Genomic DNA, 16,717 nt, shown 5'->3' on the forward strand with positions numbered 1-16,717 from the left:
CAAAGTAAGGAAATCTAAATGGACCGGGATGCACCGCACTACGCAAGTGTAAAAACAAGAATCAAAGGACACGGGCGACTATCCTCTTCTTTGGAGAGTCAACCGGTTTACCGTGGATTCATCGGGATGAAAAAACATCCGGCTGAAGACCTTGATGATTCAAAAGTTCCGGAATGGCTTAAGGTTTATGTAATGGAACTGGACCGCAAACTGGATCAGTTGCTGGGCATGCAAAGCCAGAAAGACCTCAAGCAGGATTTTCCTATCGACCTTGAAATTCTGAAAATTTCCGGGAACGGGATGATCTTCCGATCCGAAGGAATCACAGCCGAAGGAATTTTGGAAGTTGTGGTGGAGATTGAACAAATTCCCCTGCGCCTTGCAGGGGCTAAAGGCAACGTTAAAGCAGGAAAAAAAGAAAATATCTGGCAAATGGAGTTTGAAAAGATCAGGGAACATGACCTTGAATCCATTATCCAGTTTGTTTTCAGCGAGCAGCGGGAAATAATAAGAACCCAAAAACTCGGTTAGTGCTGCTAACAGAATATATCAACGCGAAGGAGAGCGCAGTGCTTCATGATGATCAGATAGTGCGGGAGATGATGGAAAAGGTCTCCGAGGACCTGAGTAGAAGTCTCAAGGAAAGCATTGCCGATGCAGTGCAGAAAGAAATTTCCAAGAGCATGTCCCAGACCTTGCTTGAAGGTGAATTCTACCGCAGAATCAACATCGACCTGCAAAACGGTCTTCGCGATATTTATCAGGAAGTAGCCAAGGCCAAAAAAGGCCCTGCCGGATCAACCGAACCTGTTGTCTGCGTTGATTCAGATCCGGACCAGCTTTTCAATGAAGCCTCAGACCAGCTTGATGCTATCATGCGCACCACGGAAAAAGCCACGCAAGACATCATGGACATTCTTGAAAAAACTCAGGAAACCCAGACCGCTCTTACAAAAATAATCAAGGCTTTTGAATCCGGCGGTGTAAAAAAAGAGCAGCGTGTTGAGCTGTCCAACATCAATGAAACCCTAGGTCAGGACATCATGACTATCATGACCACCCTCTCCTTTCAGGATCTGACCGGGCAGCGCATCAAGATCATCATTGATACCATCAAAAGCGTAGAAAAAATCGTTCTCGATCTCTACATGTCCACCGGACTGAAGATCAAAGCCCGCGAAGAAGCCCCGGAAAAATCCCTTGAGCAGCTCGATCAGGAAACTGAAAACAAAATGAGCGAACTCCAAGGTCCCACCGAAAAAGCCGATCAGGGTGATGTTGACGATTTGTTGGCTTCGCTTGGATTGTAGGGATTAGGTATAGATTTTATTTGGATCACGCCTTCGGCGTTGTTTAATTACTAGAAATTTGAAAGCGTGAAGCCCCATCTTTTGATGGGGCTTCACGCTTTTTTGTGCTGTATGGATGTGGGGCTAGCTGTCTTTGTTGGCTTCTAGTTCGTCCAGCAACGCCTGTGTTTTTTTAATTTCTCGTGTTGCGCCAATTTGTGAAAATAAAGTAAGTGCTTTTTGCCAATAATCTTTTGCGGCCTCAAGGTTACCCTGAGTCTTACGGATATTACCGAGGTTGCCATAACGAATAGCCATGCCTTCTTTTCGTCCAAGTTCTTCATCTATTTCCAGAGCTTTTAAATGAAACTCTTCCGCCTCTTCAAGGTCACCCTGAGTCTTACGGATTAGACCGAGATTGCCGTAAGCAGCAGCTATGCCTTCTTTACACCCCAGTTCTTTATCTATTTCCAGTGCTTTTAAATGAAAATCTTCCGCCCCTTCAAGGTCACCCTGAGTATGCCGGATTAGACCGAGGTTGCCGTAAGCAATAGCTTTAAAGCTCTTATCTGAATCACTTAATCGCAAAACTTCATTAAATGCATCTTCTGCAAATTTCAAATTTCCTAACAATCTATTCAATAATCCCAACTGATTCCAACCGTCAGCACTACTCGGATCAAGTTCAATCGATTTCTGATAAGACTTCACTGCCTCTTTCGGATTAGTCATGTAATCCAAAGCACCAATGCGCCTATAATTTTTCGCTGCCTCAAGCTTATTTTCATCTATAGTATTGAGATTCTTTTTTGCTTCTTCGGCATAAAAACCTTTAGCTGCTTCAACGTTACCTTTTGCTAACTCCATTTCTGCTTTTGCAGCGAGATTCGTTTCTTCTTCGGTTTCACGCGGTTTACGCAAGTCTTCAATGATATCTTTAAGATCTTTAATCTCATCTTCTCTAGTCCGAAGCGTCTGTTGAGCCTTGCACAGTTCATCATCTTTCGCGCAAAGCTTTTCGAATATCTTGCGTGAAAGCTTATCGGGGTCTTCACGTTCAGGTACCTGCACAATTACTGGAACGCTAACGGGTGCAAGAGCAGATTCACTAATTTTCTTTTTATTAAAAAATTTAAAGCCTTGAACAGCTGAGATTGTTTCAACTACAACTCCAGCAAAAGCAATTGCATCGCTCTGTCCTAAGTTTAGAACCCAAGCCTGCGCAACATCAACATGTTCCATGAATCCAATTGTAGCATTCGGCAAAACACCCTCCCCATCGATACAAAACACAAAACAATAATTATCCCATCAAAAATTTATAAAAAAGCTAACGATACAAATACGATCCGTCAATACAGAATAACAACTTCACCCACACAAAAAAACTCCCCCGCAACCAAAGGCTGCGGGGGAGTTAATCTTATGTATCCGAATCAGCTGAATCAGCTATTTTCTGATTCTGGGAAATCCGGTCATGATGCTGAGCACTGCAACTACTGCGAGGATGAAGCAGTAATGCATGTTGCCGATGATCTCGAGCGGGGAAAGACCTGAGATGGAACCGGCCAGCAGAACCTGTGCGCCGTAAGGGATCAAACCCTGCACTACGCAGGAGAAGATATCCAGCAGACTTGCGCTGCGGCGCGGGTCAACATTGTGACTTTCAGCGATTTCCTTGGCCATGCCCCCGGTAAGCACGATGGCTACGGTGTTGTTCGCGGTGCAAAGGTCAGACATGACAGAAAGAGCACTGATGCTGAACTCGCCTGCTTTGGTGGACTTGGTTCCTTTGGTCAGTTTTCCGATAAATTCAATAATGTAAGTGATACCGCCATGAAATTTGATCAGCTCACCAAGACCGCCGACCAGCAGGGACAGAACCAGAATTTCCTGCATTCCGGTGAAACCTTTATAGATGTCCTGTGAAAAGGTCAGCAGATTAAAGGTGTCAACGGAAATGAACCCGACCAGCCCGGTGAATACGATACCAAAACCGAGCACAACAAAAACGTTCACGCCGAGCACGGCCATGACCAGAATTGTGATGTATGGCAGAACCTTCAGCAGGCTATATCCACCGTCAGCAACAACCTGACCGCCCTCACCAGCGAAGTACAGAATCACGATTGTGACCAGTGCGGCGGGTAGTGCTATGAGCAGGTTCATCTTGAATTTATCGCTCATCTGACAGCCCTGTGTGCGGGTTGCGGCGATGGTGGTATCGGAAATCATGGACAGGTTATCACCGAACATTGCACCGCCGACAACTGCGCCCATGAGCAGCGCGGATGAAATATCGGTTTTCCCGGCAACACCAACCGCGATAGGTGCGATGGCTGCGATTGTACCCATGGAAGTACCCATGGCGGTTGCGATGAAAGCAGCAATTACGAACAGACCGGGCAAAACCATGGATGCCGGAACGATGGAAAGTCCGAGGTTAACTGTGGATTCAACGCCGCCGATGGACTTTGCGACAGCTGCAAAGCCACCTGCAAGCAGATAAATCATACACATGGTGATGATGCCCGGCTCACCTGCACCGCGTAGGAAAATATTAATTTTGTCGTTGATCTTGTCTCTTCCCATCCAGATAGCCCAAGCAATTGCGGGGAGAATTGCGACTGTGGCGGAGAGCTGGTAGAAAGCCATGCTGGTTCCGTTCATGGTCAGGAAAAATCCGGTTCCAATAAAAATCACCAAAAATAGAGCCAATGGCGCTAGGGCCAAACCGTTCGCTTCCTGTTTCATAACACTATATTCCTATATAAAGAGTTAGACATATAGTCCGGGCAAAAAGAATCTCCGCCATGCGGAGCAATTGTTCGAACTCATTTCAGAAAATTAAAGGAAGTAATTACTTATCTATTAAAAAAGCAATTTAACCGTAAAATTTTCAACTTTTGCGTTACCGGGGTTTAAAATGCGCATCTTTTCGTGTTGTGTCAATAAAAACCGGAATGTCTTTTTTCTTAAAGTAACACTTAAAGAAAAAGCTCCTCCAATGCCTAAATCAGCACTGAAGGAGCTTTCAGAGATCTATTAGAAATGATTTAATACTCAATTTCGACAGCAGAGGAAGCACGGATAGCGCGCGCTTTTGCGTCTTCCACATCTTCGCCAAGAGCAAGTGCAACGCCGAGACGACGCACACCGTCGCATTCTCCTTTACCGAAAATAAGGACTTTAGTGTCGGCTTCTTCAAGAGCCTTGTCAACATTAGCGAAAGAGGGGGCTTCGGACTTACCGTTGGAAAGGATAACGCTGGATGCTGCCGGACCGTACTGACGGATAGCAGGAACAGGCAGGCCGAGAATAGCGCGGACGTGCAGGGCGAATTCGCTCATATCCTGAGAAATTACGGTAACCAGTCCGGTATCATGGGGACGCGGGGAAACTTCACTGAAGATAACTTCCTCACCCTTAACAAAAAGCTCCACACCAAACAGACCACGGCCGCCAAGGGCGTCTGTTATTCTCAGGGCATAATCCTGCGCCTTGGCGAGTGCGGCCTCAGACATGGGCTGCGGCTGCCATGATTCGCGATAGTCACCATCTTCCTGACGGTGTCCGATGGGTGCGCAGTAAGAAGTGCCGCCAGCGTGGCGAACGGTCAGCAGAGTGATTTCGTAATCAAATTCAACAAAGCTTTCGACGATGATGCGCCCTTCTCCGGTTCTACCTCCGGATTGGGAGTAATCCCATGCATGATCAATGTCAGCTTCGGATTTTACAGTGCTCTGCCCTTTACCGGAAGAACTCATGACCGGCTTGATTACGCAGGGAATGCCGATTTCCTTTAAAGCATCGAGGTATTCTTCCTTGGTATCCGCAAATTTGTAGGGAGAAGTTTTAAGACCTACTTCCTCTGCAGCCAAACGACGGATACCCTCACGGTCCATGGTCAGACGGGTTGCGCGAGCGGTGGGAACTACGTTAAAGCCTTCCTTCTCGAGTTCGAGCAGGGTTTCGGTGGCGATAGCCTCGATTTCAGGCACAATGAAATCGGGCTTCTCGGTTTCAACAACACGGCGCAATTCAACAGCATCCAGCATGGAAATAACATAGCTGCGATGCGCGACCTGCATTGCCGGGGTATTTTCATACCTGTCCACGACAATGACCTCAACTCCGAGGCGCTGGGCTTCAACTACAACTTCTTTACCAAGCTCACCGCCGCCGAGCAGCATCATTTTGCGGGCGGAAGCAGTTCCGGCAGTTCCAAGAGTGACCATAAATTTTACTCCGTAAGCTGTTTTGTCTTGTAGGATTATTTTTGAGTGGGTGGGTTCCTACTCTCATAAGGCGGACAAAAATTCAAGAAATTCCAAGTAGCAAAATCCTATATTCTTCTTCTTGTCATCAAATATGCCCTGTTGTAATTTAAATCTCTGAATTGACCAGCATGAAAAGGAGTACCCTTATAAATATGGACAAAAAAAAATTAGTCCTCGCCGCCAGCGGAGCCAGCGGAACCATCTATGCCGTAAAACTGGCCCAGCATCTGAGCACATTGGAAAATATCGAATTACATTTGATAATTTCCGATGCCGCCCTGAAGGTGATGGAACTTGAAACAGACTTTAAACCTGAAGACCTGACCGGATGCGCCGATTTCGTCTATGCTCAGGAAAACATCGCTGCACCTCCGGCCAGCGGCTCTTGGCAGCACGCGGGTATGATAATATGCCCCTGCTCCATGGCAACCCTCGCGGCGATTGCGCAAGGCCTGGGAAACAACCTGATTCACCGAGCCGCGGATGTATGTCTCAAAGAACGGCGCAAGCTTGTTCTTGTGACCCGCGAAACCCCGCTGAACCTGATCCATATTCGCAACATGGAAACCGCGACCCTTGCCGGAGCCACCATCATGCCCGCATCTCCGGGATTTTACCATGCGCCCAAAAGTATCGAAGACATGGCATGCCATATGGCAGGCAGAGTTTTAGAACAAATGCAAATTCCACACAATTTATACCGTCCTTGGGGCGAAGAATCAAAGAGGTAAAAGATGAAACACATATTCACATGGAACGGACATTCCAATTTTACCATCCAGTCCGACGACAAAACCATTATCATCGACCCCTTTTTCGAAGGTAATCCCAAGGCTTCCGCCACATGGGAATCCATCAGCAAAGCAGACGCCGTGCTCGTTACCCACGACCACGGTGACCATATCGGACAGGCTGTTGAAATCTGCAAGGCAACAGGAGCCACGCTGGTCTGCATTTTCGACCTTCTGGAAAAAATGATCGAACAGGGGGTTGATCAGGAAAAGCTGATCGGCATGAACATCGGCGGAACTGTGTCTGTAGCCGGAATCAGGATCAAAATGGTGCAGGCCATGCACTCCTCCGCCACTGGAGCACCTGCCGGGTATATCCTTACTTATGAAGATGAATTCTGTGTCTACTTTGCCGGGGATACCGGGCTTTTCGCCAGCATGGAGCTTTTCGGCAAACTGCACGACATCGACGTGGCCCTGCTGCCCACCGGCGGCTGGTTCACCATGGATTCCAAAGACGCCGCCTATGCCTGCAAGCTGCTGAACTGCAAAACCGCAATCCCCATGCATTTCGGAACATTCCCTATTCTCGAACAGGATGCTGTTGATTTCAAAGAAGCATGCGCCGAGTTCGCTCCTGAGTGTAAGGTAGTCGAACTTGAAGTCGGCAAAGAACAGGAAATATAGAATACCTCCGGGGTCTGGGGAAGGGGAACTTTTGGGAAAAGTTCCCCTTCCCCAGACCCCATCCCCTCAAAACTTTTCAATATGCTTCGCACATAGTTGTTAACGGGGCGCAATCAAACCTCTTTAAAAGCATCAAATATCTGTTGCGCCCTTTTCTTTCCTATCCCTTGAACATTGGAAAGTTCTTCGACCGAAGCCTCTTTCATTTTCTGAACCGACCCGAACTCATCCCAGAGTAGGCGTGCGGTCTTCGGACCGATACCGGGCAGTGATAGAACCTCGCTCTGGAGGACTTTTTTCTTGCGCGACTTGCGCTGTCTGCCGATTACAAAACGGTGCGCTTCGTCACGAACCCGTTGAAGATACAGCAATTCCGGGCTTCCGCCTTTCAGCGGCAGATGATTTTTGCGTCCGGGCCGAAAAATACGGTCTTCTAGCTCCCCGGCCTTTCGGGTCGGTCCTTTGGCAATCGAAGCGAGGTGCGGGATAGGCTCTTCGTATTTCCAGTTTTCGGCAAAAGCCTTCTCAACTGATGCGAGCTGCCCTTTACCACCATCTATTAATATAAGGTCGGCCCACGGGGGACCGGACTCAATTCGCTTGATCACCCAATGAAATAAGGCCGCGTAGTCATCCGAAGAATGTTCCAACTCCGGGAAAACATATGTTCGGTACTGCGATTTTTCAGGCTTGGCCTCTTCGAAGACAACCATACCGACTCGCATCCCCTCCCCGCCCAAATGGGATGCATCGATACACTCAATGCGCTGCGGAGGGCCGGACAGCTTCAGTTTACCAGCCAGAATATCTAAGATATTGTCATTTTCCTTTTCTTTGATGCCTAGCGCGGCATTCTTACGGGCAATTTCCAGCAGCCGTTTCTCCTCTCCGCTTTGTGGAGTCACAATGCGTACTGTAGACTTGCTGCGTTCGCTGAGAAGTTCAGCTGCACCTTGCATGTCGTACTCAAAAGGAACAAAAAGCTTGGGCGGTATAAATTTTGTGGAGGAATAAAACTGGGAGACAAAGCTGTTCAACACTTCCTCACCGTCTTCCAAGCTTAGCCCCGGCCAGAAGAAATGCTTTTTATCAAGCAAACGGCCTTTACGGATAAAGAGCAGCCCGAGTCCGACCCCCTGCGAGGATTCCGCCAAAGCAATTACATCGATATCAGACCGTTCATTAAGTACGACCGACTGCTTTTCAACCGTCTTCTGGATGGCTTTAATCTGGTCACGGAACTTGGCGGCCTGCTCAAACTCCAAAGCCTCGGATGCTTCTTCCATCTGCCGCCGCAAGGAACCGATCAGGTCCCCTGCCTTGCCGGAAAGCAGCAGCTCCACCTGACGGACAATCTGCATGTAATCATTGCGCGGTACAAGATTCACACACGGACCGAGACATTGACCGATGTCGTGATACAGGCAGGGACGCACGCGGTTGCGAAAAGCTGATTCTGAACATTTGCGTAGCGGAAAAACCTTGCCAAGCACTTTCCAAGTTTCGCGGGCAAAATAGCTTGATGTGTATGGGCCGAAATAAACGGAACCATCCCGGACAACCTTGCGGGTCATGCGCAACCGGGGAAATTCGGACTTCTTATCGAGCTGAAAAAGGACATATTGCTTATCATCACGCAGGACAACGTTATAACGCGGCCTGTGTTTCTTGATCAGACTGGCCTCAAGCAGCAATGCCTCCTTCTCTGTCCCGGTTACCAGCGTATCAATTGAATGGATCTTAGAAACAAGAACCCGGGTCTTGGGCGTATGCTTATCAAATGCCCGGAAATATGATGCCAACCTTTTGCGCAGCTCACGGGCCTTCCCTACATATATAATACGTCCCGATGAATCTTTCATCAGATATACGCCGGGTAATGCCGAAAAATCGCCACTGTTAAATTGAAATGCCATAACCATCTTGCCTGTAAAATTTTTTAAACTCGCCCCTTTTCATCTTATCAAGACCTAATCACAGGCCCAACCCTTGTCAATAAAGGGGTTATCGCCACGAACAAAAAGTCTAGAAAAAACCTATAGTTTCAAGGGATGCCGAAGGGTTTAAAAATTTATACGGTAAAAAAAATTATACCCTTGTCAAAAAAATGTAAGATTTCGCTTGCCATGCATTGTGTGAACAGCTAGAACTGTCGCTGAAGGTAGGCGTCAAGCAATCGTGCTAAAAACATTTATTCAGCAAAAGGAATAAAACAAATGAAAAAACTTGCTATCCTCGCAGTGCTGGCATGCATGGTCTTCGGCTTTGCTGCTTCCGCATCTGCAGTTGATCTGGACGCTAAAGGTAAATTCCAGTTCCAGATGAACATCATGGACAACTCTGAGTTCCTGAGCGCTAAAGACGGCGGCCAGGCAGAAGACGACATGAGATTCTACTTCCGTGCTCGCGCACAGTTCCGTTTCATCGCAAACGAAAACCTCTGGGGTGTTCTCTACACTGAGTACAGAACCATGTACGGTACCGGTGGTGCTAACAACGGTGCTGGCGGTTCCGGCACTCACGGCAACCTCGGTGTTAAAAACGCATACTTGCAGTACCGTTTCCCCGGCACTGAAGTTCTGACCACCGCTGGTCGCATCAACCTGAACCTGCCTGGCGCAGCTTCCGGTAACATGATCCTTGGTGATACCGATACCGACGTATTCATGATCGAAACTCCGATCACTGACCAGATCGCTATCGCTGGTGCGTTCGTACGCCTCCAGGACCTCAATGCTAACGACACCCCCGGTTGGGGCGGCGACGGCATCGAAGTTAATGACGAACTCGACGCTTTCTACGCAGCTCTGCCCGTTACCATCGACGGCATCGCAGCTACCCCTTACTTCCTGTATGCAAACGCAGGTAAAAACATCAATGCTGTTGCAGGTCTCCAGGGTCCCGCAGCTACTGCATACACCAAAAACTTCGGCGCATGGTGGCTCGGTACTTCCTTTGAAATGGATATGTTCGATCCCATCGTTTTCGCAGCTGACCTCGCTTACGGTTCCGTAGACGCTGATCAGAAGCAGAACGATCGCGATGGTTTCTTCATGGACGCTTCTCTTGCTTACACCGGCCTGGACTTCGTTAAGCCCAAACTGGTATTCGCATACAGCACCGGTGAAGATGATGACACTGACAACGGTTCCGAGCGTATGCCCGTAATCGCTAACAACTTTGCTTTCGGTACTTCCTACTTCGGTGGTGGTGCTTTCACTGGTAACGTTGATATCAACAGCGACCAGCAGATCGGTATGTGGGTTCTTGGCCTGCAGCTCGAAGAAATCTCCTTCATCGAAAAACTGAGCCACGATGTTAACTTCCTGTTCATCAAAGGTACCAACGACGCAGACCTCGTTAAAAACGCTCCTGCTGCTGGCCTGAGCAACATCTCTGCTGACGGTACTTTCCTGACCGACGAAGACACCGCAATCGAAATCGACTTCACCACCAGATACCAGATCTACGACGAACTGTCTGCTGTTGTTGAACTCGCATACGTAGCAGTTGACTTTGACAACGACACCTGGGAAAACTCCAACGTTGCTAACGCTAAAGCTCGTGGCGACAACGAAGATCCTCTCCTCAAGTGCGTTGTTGGTCTGATGTACAGCTTCTAAGAATTTTTTCTTAGAAATCTAGCATAGCTTTGACGCCGGGGGCCGGGAGTTTTTACTCCCGGCCCTTTTTATTTCCAAAATGCGACAACCTATTCTACTCGACTTTTGATACGCATTGCGATAAGGGTCATTTCATCTTTAAGACATCTCTTCGTAAATACATTTACACATCAATCACATCCATCAAGTTAAGGACACTTCTATGCCTTGCAGAGATATTACCTATTCCGGACAGCAGGATTGGCCGGAAATCAAGAAATGGCTCGATCTTAGAGTCAATCCGGAAAGCAAAGTTGACTCCATTGTCAAAGACATTCTCTCCAATGTTAAATCCAAAGGCGATCAGGCCCTTGTCGACTATACCCAGCAGTTCGACTGCCCTGATTTCAGCCATTCCATGCTCAAAGTCAGCACCGACCAGCGCAGACTGGCCTATGCTGAAATAGAGTCTCATGACCTTGAGATCATTGAAGAAGCGATCCGCAATATTAAAAATTTCCATCGCAGGCAGGTAGAAGAATCATGGTGGACCACCGGTGAAGACGGAACCATTCTCGGACAGCTGGTACGTCCGGTCGACCGTGTCGGTCTATATGTTCCCGGCGGTCAGGGCGGCGAAACTCCGCTGATCTCCAGCATGATTATGAATGCTGTCCCCGCACAGGTTGCGGGAGTTAAAGAGATCGCGGTCATATCTCCCCCCCGCAAAGACGGCACACTGAACCCCTATATTCTGGCAACTGCTCAGGAACTGGGTATCAATGAAATTTACGCTTCCGGCTCTGCATGGGCTATCGGCGCACTCGCATACGGAACCGAAACCATCGCGCCCTGTGATGTTATCGCCGGACCGGGCAACATTTTCGTCGCCACAGCTAAAGGCCAGCTGGTCGGTGAAGTCGGTATCGACATGATCGCGGGTCCCAGCGAAGTAGCCATCCTTGCTGACGGCGACTCCGACCCTGCATGGATTGCTGCCGATCTGCTTTCACAGGCAGAGCACGATCCCCTTGCATCTTCCATCCTCGTAACATGGGATGACGAGCTTGGCGTCAAGGTTAAATACGAGCTCAAGAAGCAGGCCGACCTTCTCCCCCGCGGAGAGATTGCCCTCAAGTCCCTTGAAGACTGGGGCGCAATTGTAAAAGTCGCCGACCTTGAAGCCGGTATTGATTTCGTAAACCGCATGGCCCCAGAGCATCTGGAACTTGCTTTTGAAGATCCGTGGTCAGCAATCGGCCGCATCAAACATGCGGGAGCCATTTTCATGGGCCACTTCACCCCCGAACCTGTGGGTGACTACTTCGCAGGCCCGAACCACGTGCTGCCCACCGTCGGAACTGCACGTTTCTCCTCTGCACTTTCAGTGGAGACATTTACTAAAAAGACAAGTTTGATCTATACTGATCAGAATTATATTGACCGCCACGGCGGTAAGATTGCACGACTGGCAAGGCTCGAAGGACTCGAAGCCCATGCCCGTTCCGTTGAGACAAGACTGAAGAAATAATGATGCGCTTCGCGCTTTAAGAATTAAAGAGTTTGCCTCCGGCGGCCAGAGAAACTTTTTGAAAAAAGTTTCTCTGGACTCTTCAAAAACTTTTATCGGGGCTTTGCCGCTTCGTTTTAAAAGTTCGTCCAAAAAAACTGTCATTTCAACAAACAAAAATGAGGATACGCGGATGTCCAAGCATGTAATTGAAACTGATATTAAAGAACTGAAACTTCTTTCCCGCGGCAAAGTCCGCGATATCTATGAAGTGGATGAAGATAAACTTCTGCTGGTTACCACCGACAGAATCTCCGCTTACGATGTAATCATGCCCAATCCCATCGACGACAAGGGCAAAATCCTGAACCAGATCACCCTGTTCTGGATGGATATGTTCAAAGACATCGTACCCAACCACCTGATTGCTTCCAAAGTGGACGACTACCCTGAAGTTCTCCATAAATATCGCGATCAGCTCGAAGGACGTTCCGTACTGGTCAAAAAAGCCAAGCCCCTGCCCATCGAATGCATTGTGCGCGGTTATATCACCGGTTCCGGCTGGAAAGATTACCAGAACACCGGCGAAGTGTGCGGACACAAACTTCCCGAAGGCCTTCAGGAATCCGAAATGCTTGAACAGCCTCTGTTCACACCTTCCACAAAAGCAGAGCTGGGCGAACATGATGAGAACATTTCCGTGGAAAAAGCCACCGAAATGCTTGGCAAAGATCTTTTCGAAAAAGTTCAGGAAGCGACCCTTTCCATCTACAAACGTGGACGTGACTACGCTCGCGAAAAGGGAATCATCATCGCTGACACCAAATTCGAATTCGGTATCTATGACGGCGAACTGATCATCATTGATGAAGTCCTCACCCCGGATTCCTCCCGTTTCTGGCCCGTTGAAGGTTACGAAGCAGGAAAATCACAGCCGAGCTTCGACAAGCAGTTCCTGCGTGACTGGCTGACAGAAATCAAATTCAACAAACAGCCTCCGGCTCCTGAAGTACCGGAAGAAATCGCAACCAAAACACGCGATAAATACATGGAAGCATTCACGCTCTTGACTGAAAGCGAACTTGACGCTTAAGAAGCAAAGAAAAATCGAAGTAGTAATCAAAGGAGAGATCAATGCTTCTGAAAGGAAAAAAAGCACTGATTTTCGGTGTTGCAAACAAAAAGAGCATTGCTTACGGCATCGCCAAGCAGTTTAAAGAACACGGTGCTGAGCTGGCTTTCAGCTATGTTAATGATGCCATCAAAAAACGTGTTGAGCCCATCAGCGAAGAGCTGGGCGGAGCCTTCACTTTCCAGTGTGATGTGCAAAGCGATGAAAGCATCGCTGCATCTGTTGCTGAAGTAAAAGAGAAATGGGGAGACTTTGATATCCTCATCCACTCCGTTGCTTTTGCCAACCGCGAAGACCTCAAAAAACGCTACATCGAAACTTCTCGCGACGGTTTCCACCTCGCAATGGACGTTTCCGCTTACTCTCTGGTAAGCCTCTGTAATGCATATGAAGACTTGATCAAGCCCGGCGGTTCCGTCATGGCTATGACCTACCTCGGCGCAAGCAGAGTCATCACCAACTACAATGTGATGGGTGTTGCCAAAGCAACTCTCGAAGCCAGCGTTCGTTACCTTGCCGTAGACCTCGGCGAAAAAGATGTTCGCATCAATGCCATTAGCGCAGGTCCCATCAAGACCCTCGCAGCTTCCGGCATATCCAGCTTCAAAGACATCTTCCACCACATTGAAGAAAGAGCACCGCTCAAACGCAATGTGACCACCGATGATGTTGGTAAAACCGCTGTTTACTATGCATCAGACCTTTCCGCCGGTGTAACCGGGGAAACCCATTTCGTGGACTGTGGCTACAACATTCTGGGAATTTAATTTATCCCAACCAGAACATCAAAAGCCGGGAGCTATTTTGCTTCCGGCTTTTTTATTTTTCATATATATTCTCATTCTCACTTGACAGAAGTGTGTGAAGGGAATAGTGATCCCTTTTTGCCTTGCCCTTATATTAGGAAAGGGCCATAGACCATAAGGAGGAGTTAATATGCTCAGAAAGTATGAAGTACTTTTGCTTTTGAGCCCTGAACTTGCGAGCGACAGCCGCAAAGAACTCGTTGAGGGACTCATCGCAATTATCGACCGCGAAGGCGGTAAAATGGATGAGATCGACGATTGGGGTTCCCGCCAGCTGGCTTACCCTGTCCAGAACCAAACCCGTGGATACTATGTCCGCCTCATTTTCGACGCACCCGGCCCGCTGGTTGCTGAACTTGAGCGCAACATTCGTATCACCGATGGTATCTTCAAGTTTGTAACTGTTAAACTTGATGAAACCGCTAAGGCAGAGGAGGCTTAATCATGGCATTCAAAAGAAAATTCACACCCAAAAGAAAGTTCTGCCGCTTCTGTGCGGATAAGAACCTTCCCCTCGATTATAAGCGTCCTGACATTCTCAAGGACTTCGTAACCGAGCGCGGCAAAATCATTGCCCGCAGAATCACCGGTACCTGCGCTAAGCACCAGCGTCGTCTGACCACTGAAATCAAGCGTTCCAGACAGATGGCTCTCATGCACTACACTACTGTGCATAGCACCGATGTAAAGAAAAAGAGCATCTAGGGGGACTACATGAAACTTATTTTACGTGCTGATGTAGATTCTCTTGGCAGTCTCGGAGACATTGTTACCGTTAAAGCCGGTTATGGCCGTAACTACCTGATTCCTCAGGGTCTGGCTATGCCCGCTTCCGAAGCTAACCTCAAGCAGTTTGAGCTTGAAAAAAGAAAGCTTCAGGAAATGGCTGACAACCTCCGCACTCAGGCAGAAGGTCTTCGTGACAAGCTGGCTGAAATTGAAGTTAACATTGAAGTACGCGTTGGTGAAGGCGACAAACTGTACGGTTCCGTAACCGCAGTTAACATCGCTGATGCTCTCGCTGAAATGGATTTCGATATTGACCGCAGAAAAATCCTGCTGCCCGATCCTATCCGCTCTCTGGGCGAATACGACATCGAAATCAAGCTCCACCCCGAAGTTCGCGGTGAAGTGAAACTGGTTGTTGCCAAAGTTGGCGGACCGGTTGAAGAAGAGCCCGCTGAAGAGGTTGAAGCTCCCGCTGAAACCGAAGTTGCTGAAGTAGATGCAGAAGCAGAAACAGAAGCGTAAATCCGGCTCAGACTACAATTCGGGCGGAGCGTCTAACGACGCTTCGTCCGATCTTTTGCGTAAAGTCCCGCCGCACAACCTCGAAGCCGAACAGGCTGTTCTGGGTGGGGTTTTCTTAAGCAATACTATTTTCAACGACCTTGTTGATATTGCTAAATCCGACGACTTTTACTCTCCTGCCCATCAGGAAATTTTCCGGGCTTTTGAAGCCCTCTATTCACGCAATGCTCCCATCGACCTCATCACGGTAAGTGAATATCTCACAGCCCATGACAAAATCGATTCTGTGGGTGGTCCGGTGTACCTTGCAGAACTTGCCAACTCTGTTGTCAGCTCTGCTAACGCCCTGCACCATGCGGAAATCGTAGCTGAAAAATCAATCCAACGTAGTCTGATCGATACCGCCGCCAACATTATCAATGAGAGTTTCGACACTCAGAATGTTAAAGAACTGCTTGATCATTCTGAGCAGTCCATCTTTGATATTACTGACTCTAAAAAGAACACGACTCTCAAAAGCAGTAAGGCGATCATCACCGAGGTTTTTCAAGATCTGGAACAACGCGTTAACCAGTCATCCCTGATTACCGGTATCCCGACCACTTATCATAAATTCGATGAAATGACTGCGGGACTTCAGAACTCCGACCTTATCATTATCGCCGGTCGACCCAGTATGGGTAAAACCGCATTCGCACTGAACGTGGCCATGCGTGCTGCGCTTCATTCCGGCGTTACCACCGCTGTTTTCTCTCTTGAGATGGCAATGGGGCAGTTGATGACCCGTATGCTTGCCTGTCACGGTAAGGTGGATCTCTCCCGTCTCAGAACCGGGCAGCTGGATGATGAAGACTGGGCCAAGCTTTATGATGCCGCTGACGACTTGACACAGTCACCTATTTTTATTGATGATACTCCGGCGATTTCCACTATGGAACTGCGCGCAAGATGCAGGCGCCTAAAATCCCAGCACAACCTCGGGCTGGTGATGATTGATTACCTGCAGCTCATGCGTTCCAGTGCCCGCACGGATTCCCGTGAACAGGAAATTTCCGATATCTCGCGAACTCTAAAAGCCCTTGCCAAAGAGCTTAATATACCTGTCATCGCCCTGTCGCAGCTCAACCGAAAAGTTGAAGAACGTACCGACAAACGTCCCATGATGTCTGACCTGCGTGAATCCGGTGCTATCGAGCAGGATGCTGATATTATCCTCTTCCTTTATCGTGAAGATTTCTACAACAAGAAAGAGGACAAACCGCTGACTAACAAAGCGGAAGTTATCATCGGGAAACAACGTAACGGCCCGACAGGTATTGTTGAATTGGCCTTCCTTGGCCCTTACACAGCATTTGAAAACCTTGCTGCTGAGCCATATCCGTCAGAATACGACGATGAATAATCGGATATTATTTATGACGTGATGCAC

General features: G+C 48.3%; 16 protein-coding genes. 12 read left to right on the forward strand and 4 right to left on the reverse strand.

Annotation, left to right across the window (positions count from 1 at the left end):
- Positions 1–18: 18 nt before the first annotated feature.
- Together ACNI29_RS17620 and ACNI29_RS17625 are read left to right on the forward strand one after the other, a co-directional pair.
- Positions 19–531: a PilZ domain-containing protein gene (locus ACNI29_RS17620; protein WP_419779672.1), complete on the forward strand. Its 513-nt coding sequence runs from the start codon at positions 19–21 to the stop codon at positions 529–531.
- 38 nt (positions 532–569) lie between these two features.
- Positions 570–1,310, forward strand: a complete 741-nt coding sequence (locus ACNI29_RS17625) for a protein phosphatase CheZ (RefSeq protein WP_419779673.1) — start codon at positions 570–572, stop codon at positions 1,308–1,310.
- A 123-nt stretch (positions 1,311–1,433) separates the two neighbouring features.
- On the opposite strand, the gene ACNI29_RS17630 is transcribed toward ACNI29_RS17625, so the two are convergent.
- From ACNI29_RS17630 to purT, 3 genes are all read right to left on the reverse strand, one after another.
- The gene (locus ACNI29_RS17630; protein ID WP_419779674.1) at positions 1,434–2,555 is read right to left on the reverse strand and encodes a tetratricopeptide repeat protein; all 1,122 of its coding nucleotides are present in this window, start codon (positions 2,553–2,555) and stop codon (positions 1,434–1,436) included.
- A 183-nt stretch (positions 2,556–2,738) separates the two neighbouring features.
- Positions 2,739–4,043 carry a Na+/H+ antiporter NhaC family protein gene (locus ACNI29_RS17635; RefSeq protein WP_419779675.1) on the reverse strand — a complete coding sequence of 435 codons (1,305 nt, stop codon included), beginning with the start codon at positions 4,041–4,043 and terminating at the stop codon, positions 2,739–2,741.
- Between the two features lie 302 nt (positions 4,044–4,345).
- Complete coding sequence (gene purT, locus ACNI29_RS17640) at positions 4,346–5,527, reverse strand: formate-dependent phosphoribosylglycinamide formyltransferase (protein WP_419779676.1); 1,182 nt, start codon at positions 5,525–5,527, stop codon at positions 4,346–4,348.
- A 194-nt stretch (positions 5,528–5,721) separates the two neighbouring features.
- Between purT and ACNI29_RS17645 the strand changes: the two genes are divergently transcribed.
- Together ACNI29_RS17645 and ACNI29_RS17650 are read left to right on the forward strand one after the other, a co-directional pair.
- A complete protein-coding gene (locus ACNI29_RS17645; RefSeq protein WP_419779677.1) occupies positions 5,722–6,300 on the forward strand; it encodes a UbiX family flavin prenyltransferase in 579 nt (192 codons plus the stop codon).
- A gap of 3 nt (positions 6,301–6,303) precedes the next feature.
- A complete protein-coding gene (locus ACNI29_RS17650; protein ID WP_419779678.1) occupies positions 6,304–6,987 on the forward strand; it encodes a metal-dependent hydrolase in 684 nt (227 codons plus the stop codon).
- 113 nt (positions 6,988–7,100) lie between these two features.
- On the opposite strand, the gene uvrC is transcribed toward ACNI29_RS17650, so the two are convergent.
- Positions 7,101–8,903, reverse strand: a complete 1,803-nt coding sequence (gene uvrC, locus ACNI29_RS17655; RefSeq protein WP_419779679.1) for an excinuclease ABC subunit UvrC — start codon at positions 8,901–8,903, stop codon at positions 7,101–7,103.
- 300 nt (positions 8,904–9,203) lie between these two features.
- Here uvrC and ACNI29_RS17660 point away from each other — a divergent pair, with 300 nt between their 5' ends.
- The 8 genes from ACNI29_RS17660 to dnaB all read left to right on the forward strand — a co-directional run bounded on the left by ACNI29_RS17660 (position 9,204) and on the right by dnaB (position 16,690).
- Positions 9,204–10,610: an outer membrane homotrimeric porin gene (locus tag ACNI29_RS17660; RefSeq protein WP_419779680.1), complete on the forward strand. Its 1,407-nt coding sequence runs from the start codon at positions 9,204–9,206 to the stop codon at positions 10,608–10,610.
- 202 nt (positions 10,611–10,812) lie between these two features.
- Entirely contained in the window at positions 10,813–12,120 is a 1,308-nt protein-coding gene (gene hisD, locus ACNI29_RS17665; protein WP_419779681.1) for a histidinol dehydrogenase, read from the forward strand.
- 172 nt (positions 12,121–12,292) lie between these two features.
- Positions 12,293–13,192, forward strand: coding sequence for a phosphoribosylaminoimidazolesuccinocarboxamide synthase (locus ACNI29_RS17670; RefSeq protein WP_419779682.1), 900 nt, complete (start codon positions 12,293–12,295; stop codon positions 13,190–13,192).
- A gap of 41 nt (positions 13,193–13,233) precedes the next feature.
- Positions 13,234–13,998 carry an enoyl-ACP reductase FabI gene (locus tag ACNI29_RS17675; protein ID WP_419779683.1) on the forward strand — a complete coding sequence of 255 codons (765 nt, stop codon included), beginning with the start codon at positions 13,234–13,236 and terminating at the stop codon, positions 13,996–13,998.
- A gap of 169 nt (positions 13,999–14,167) precedes the next feature.
- On the forward strand, positions 14,168–14,479 hold the full coding sequence (gene rpsF / locus ACNI29_RS17680; RefSeq protein ID WP_320175518.1) for a 30S ribosomal protein S6: 312 nt from the start codon (positions 14,168–14,170) through the stop codon (positions 14,477–14,479).
- Positions 14,480–14,481: 2 nt separating this feature from the next.
- Positions 14,482–14,742, forward strand: a complete 261-nt coding sequence (rpsR, locus tag ACNI29_RS17685) for a 30S ribosomal protein S18 (protein WP_015851900.1) — start codon at positions 14,482–14,484, stop codon at positions 14,740–14,742.
- Between the two features lie 9 nt (positions 14,743–14,751).
- On the forward strand, positions 14,752–15,288 hold the full coding sequence (gene rplI / locus ACNI29_RS17690; protein ID WP_419779684.1) for a 50S ribosomal protein L9: 537 nt from the start codon (positions 14,752–14,754) through the stop codon (positions 15,286–15,288).
- Complete coding sequence (gene dnaB / locus ACNI29_RS17695) at positions 15,263–16,690, forward strand: replicative DNA helicase (RefSeq protein ID WP_419779685.1); 1,428 nt, start codon at positions 15,263–15,265, stop codon at positions 16,688–16,690. The genes rplI and dnaB overlap by 26 nt, the downstream gene beginning before the upstream one ends.
- Positions 16,691–16,717: the final 27 nt, after the last annotated feature.

Source organism: Maridesulfovibrio spiralis (SeqCode) (assembly GCF_048571135.1).
Taxonomy (GTDB): domain Bacteria; phylum Desulfobacterota; class Desulfovibrionia; order Desulfovibrionales; family Desulfovibrionaceae; genus Maridesulfovibrio; species Maridesulfovibrio spiralis.

Coding starts and splice junctions, on each gene's coding strand:
- ACNI29_RS17620 (WP_419779672.1), top strand. CDS start 19: ATGGACCGGGATGCACCGCACTACGCAAGTGTAAAAACAAGAATCAAA.
- ACNI29_RS17635 (WP_419779675.1), bottom strand. CDS start 4,043: ATGAAACAGGAAGCGAACGGTTTGGCCCTAGCGCCATTGGCTCTATTT.
- purT (WP_419779676.1), bottom strand. CDS start 5,527: ATGGTCACTCTTGGAACTGCCGGAACTGCTTCCGCCCGCAAAATGATG.
- ACNI29_RS17645 (WP_419779677.1), top strand. CDS start 5,722: ATGGACAAAAAAAAATTAGTCCTCGCCGCCAGCGGAGCCAGCGGAACC.
- ACNI29_RS17650 (WP_419779678.1), top strand. CDS start 6,304: ATGAAACACATATTCACATGGAACGGACATTCCAATTTTACCATCCAG.
- uvrC (WP_419779679.1), bottom strand. CDS start 8,903: ATGGCATTTCAATTTAACAGTGGCGATTTTTCGGCATTACCCGGCGTA.
- ACNI29_RS17660 (WP_419779680.1), top strand. CDS start 9,204: ATGAAAAAACTTGCTATCCTCGCAGTGCTGGCATGCATGGTCTTCGGC.
- hisD (WP_419779681.1), top strand. CDS start 10,813: ATGCCTTGCAGAGATATTACCTATTCCGGACAGCAGGATTGGCCGGAA.
- ACNI29_RS17670 (WP_419779682.1), top strand. CDS start 12,293: ATGTCCAAGCATGTAATTGAAACTGATATTAAAGAACTGAAACTTCTT.
- ACNI29_RS17675 (WP_419779683.1), top strand. CDS start 13,234: ATGCTTCTGAAAGGAAAAAAAGCACTGATTTTCGGTGTTGCAAACAAA.
- rpsF (WP_320175518.1), top strand. CDS start 14,168: ATGCTCAGAAAGTATGAAGTACTTTTGCTTTTGAGCCCTGAACTTGCG.
- rpsR (WP_015851900.1), top strand. CDS start 14,482: ATGGCATTCAAAAGAAAATTCACACCCAAAAGAAAGTTCTGCCGCTTC.
- rplI (WP_419779684.1), top strand. CDS start 14,752: ATGAAACTTATTTTACGTGCTGATGTAGATTCTCTTGGCAGTCTCGGA.
- dnaB (WP_419779685.1), top strand. CDS start 15,263: ATGCAGAAGCAGAAACAGAAGCGTAAATCCGGCTCAGACTACAATTCG.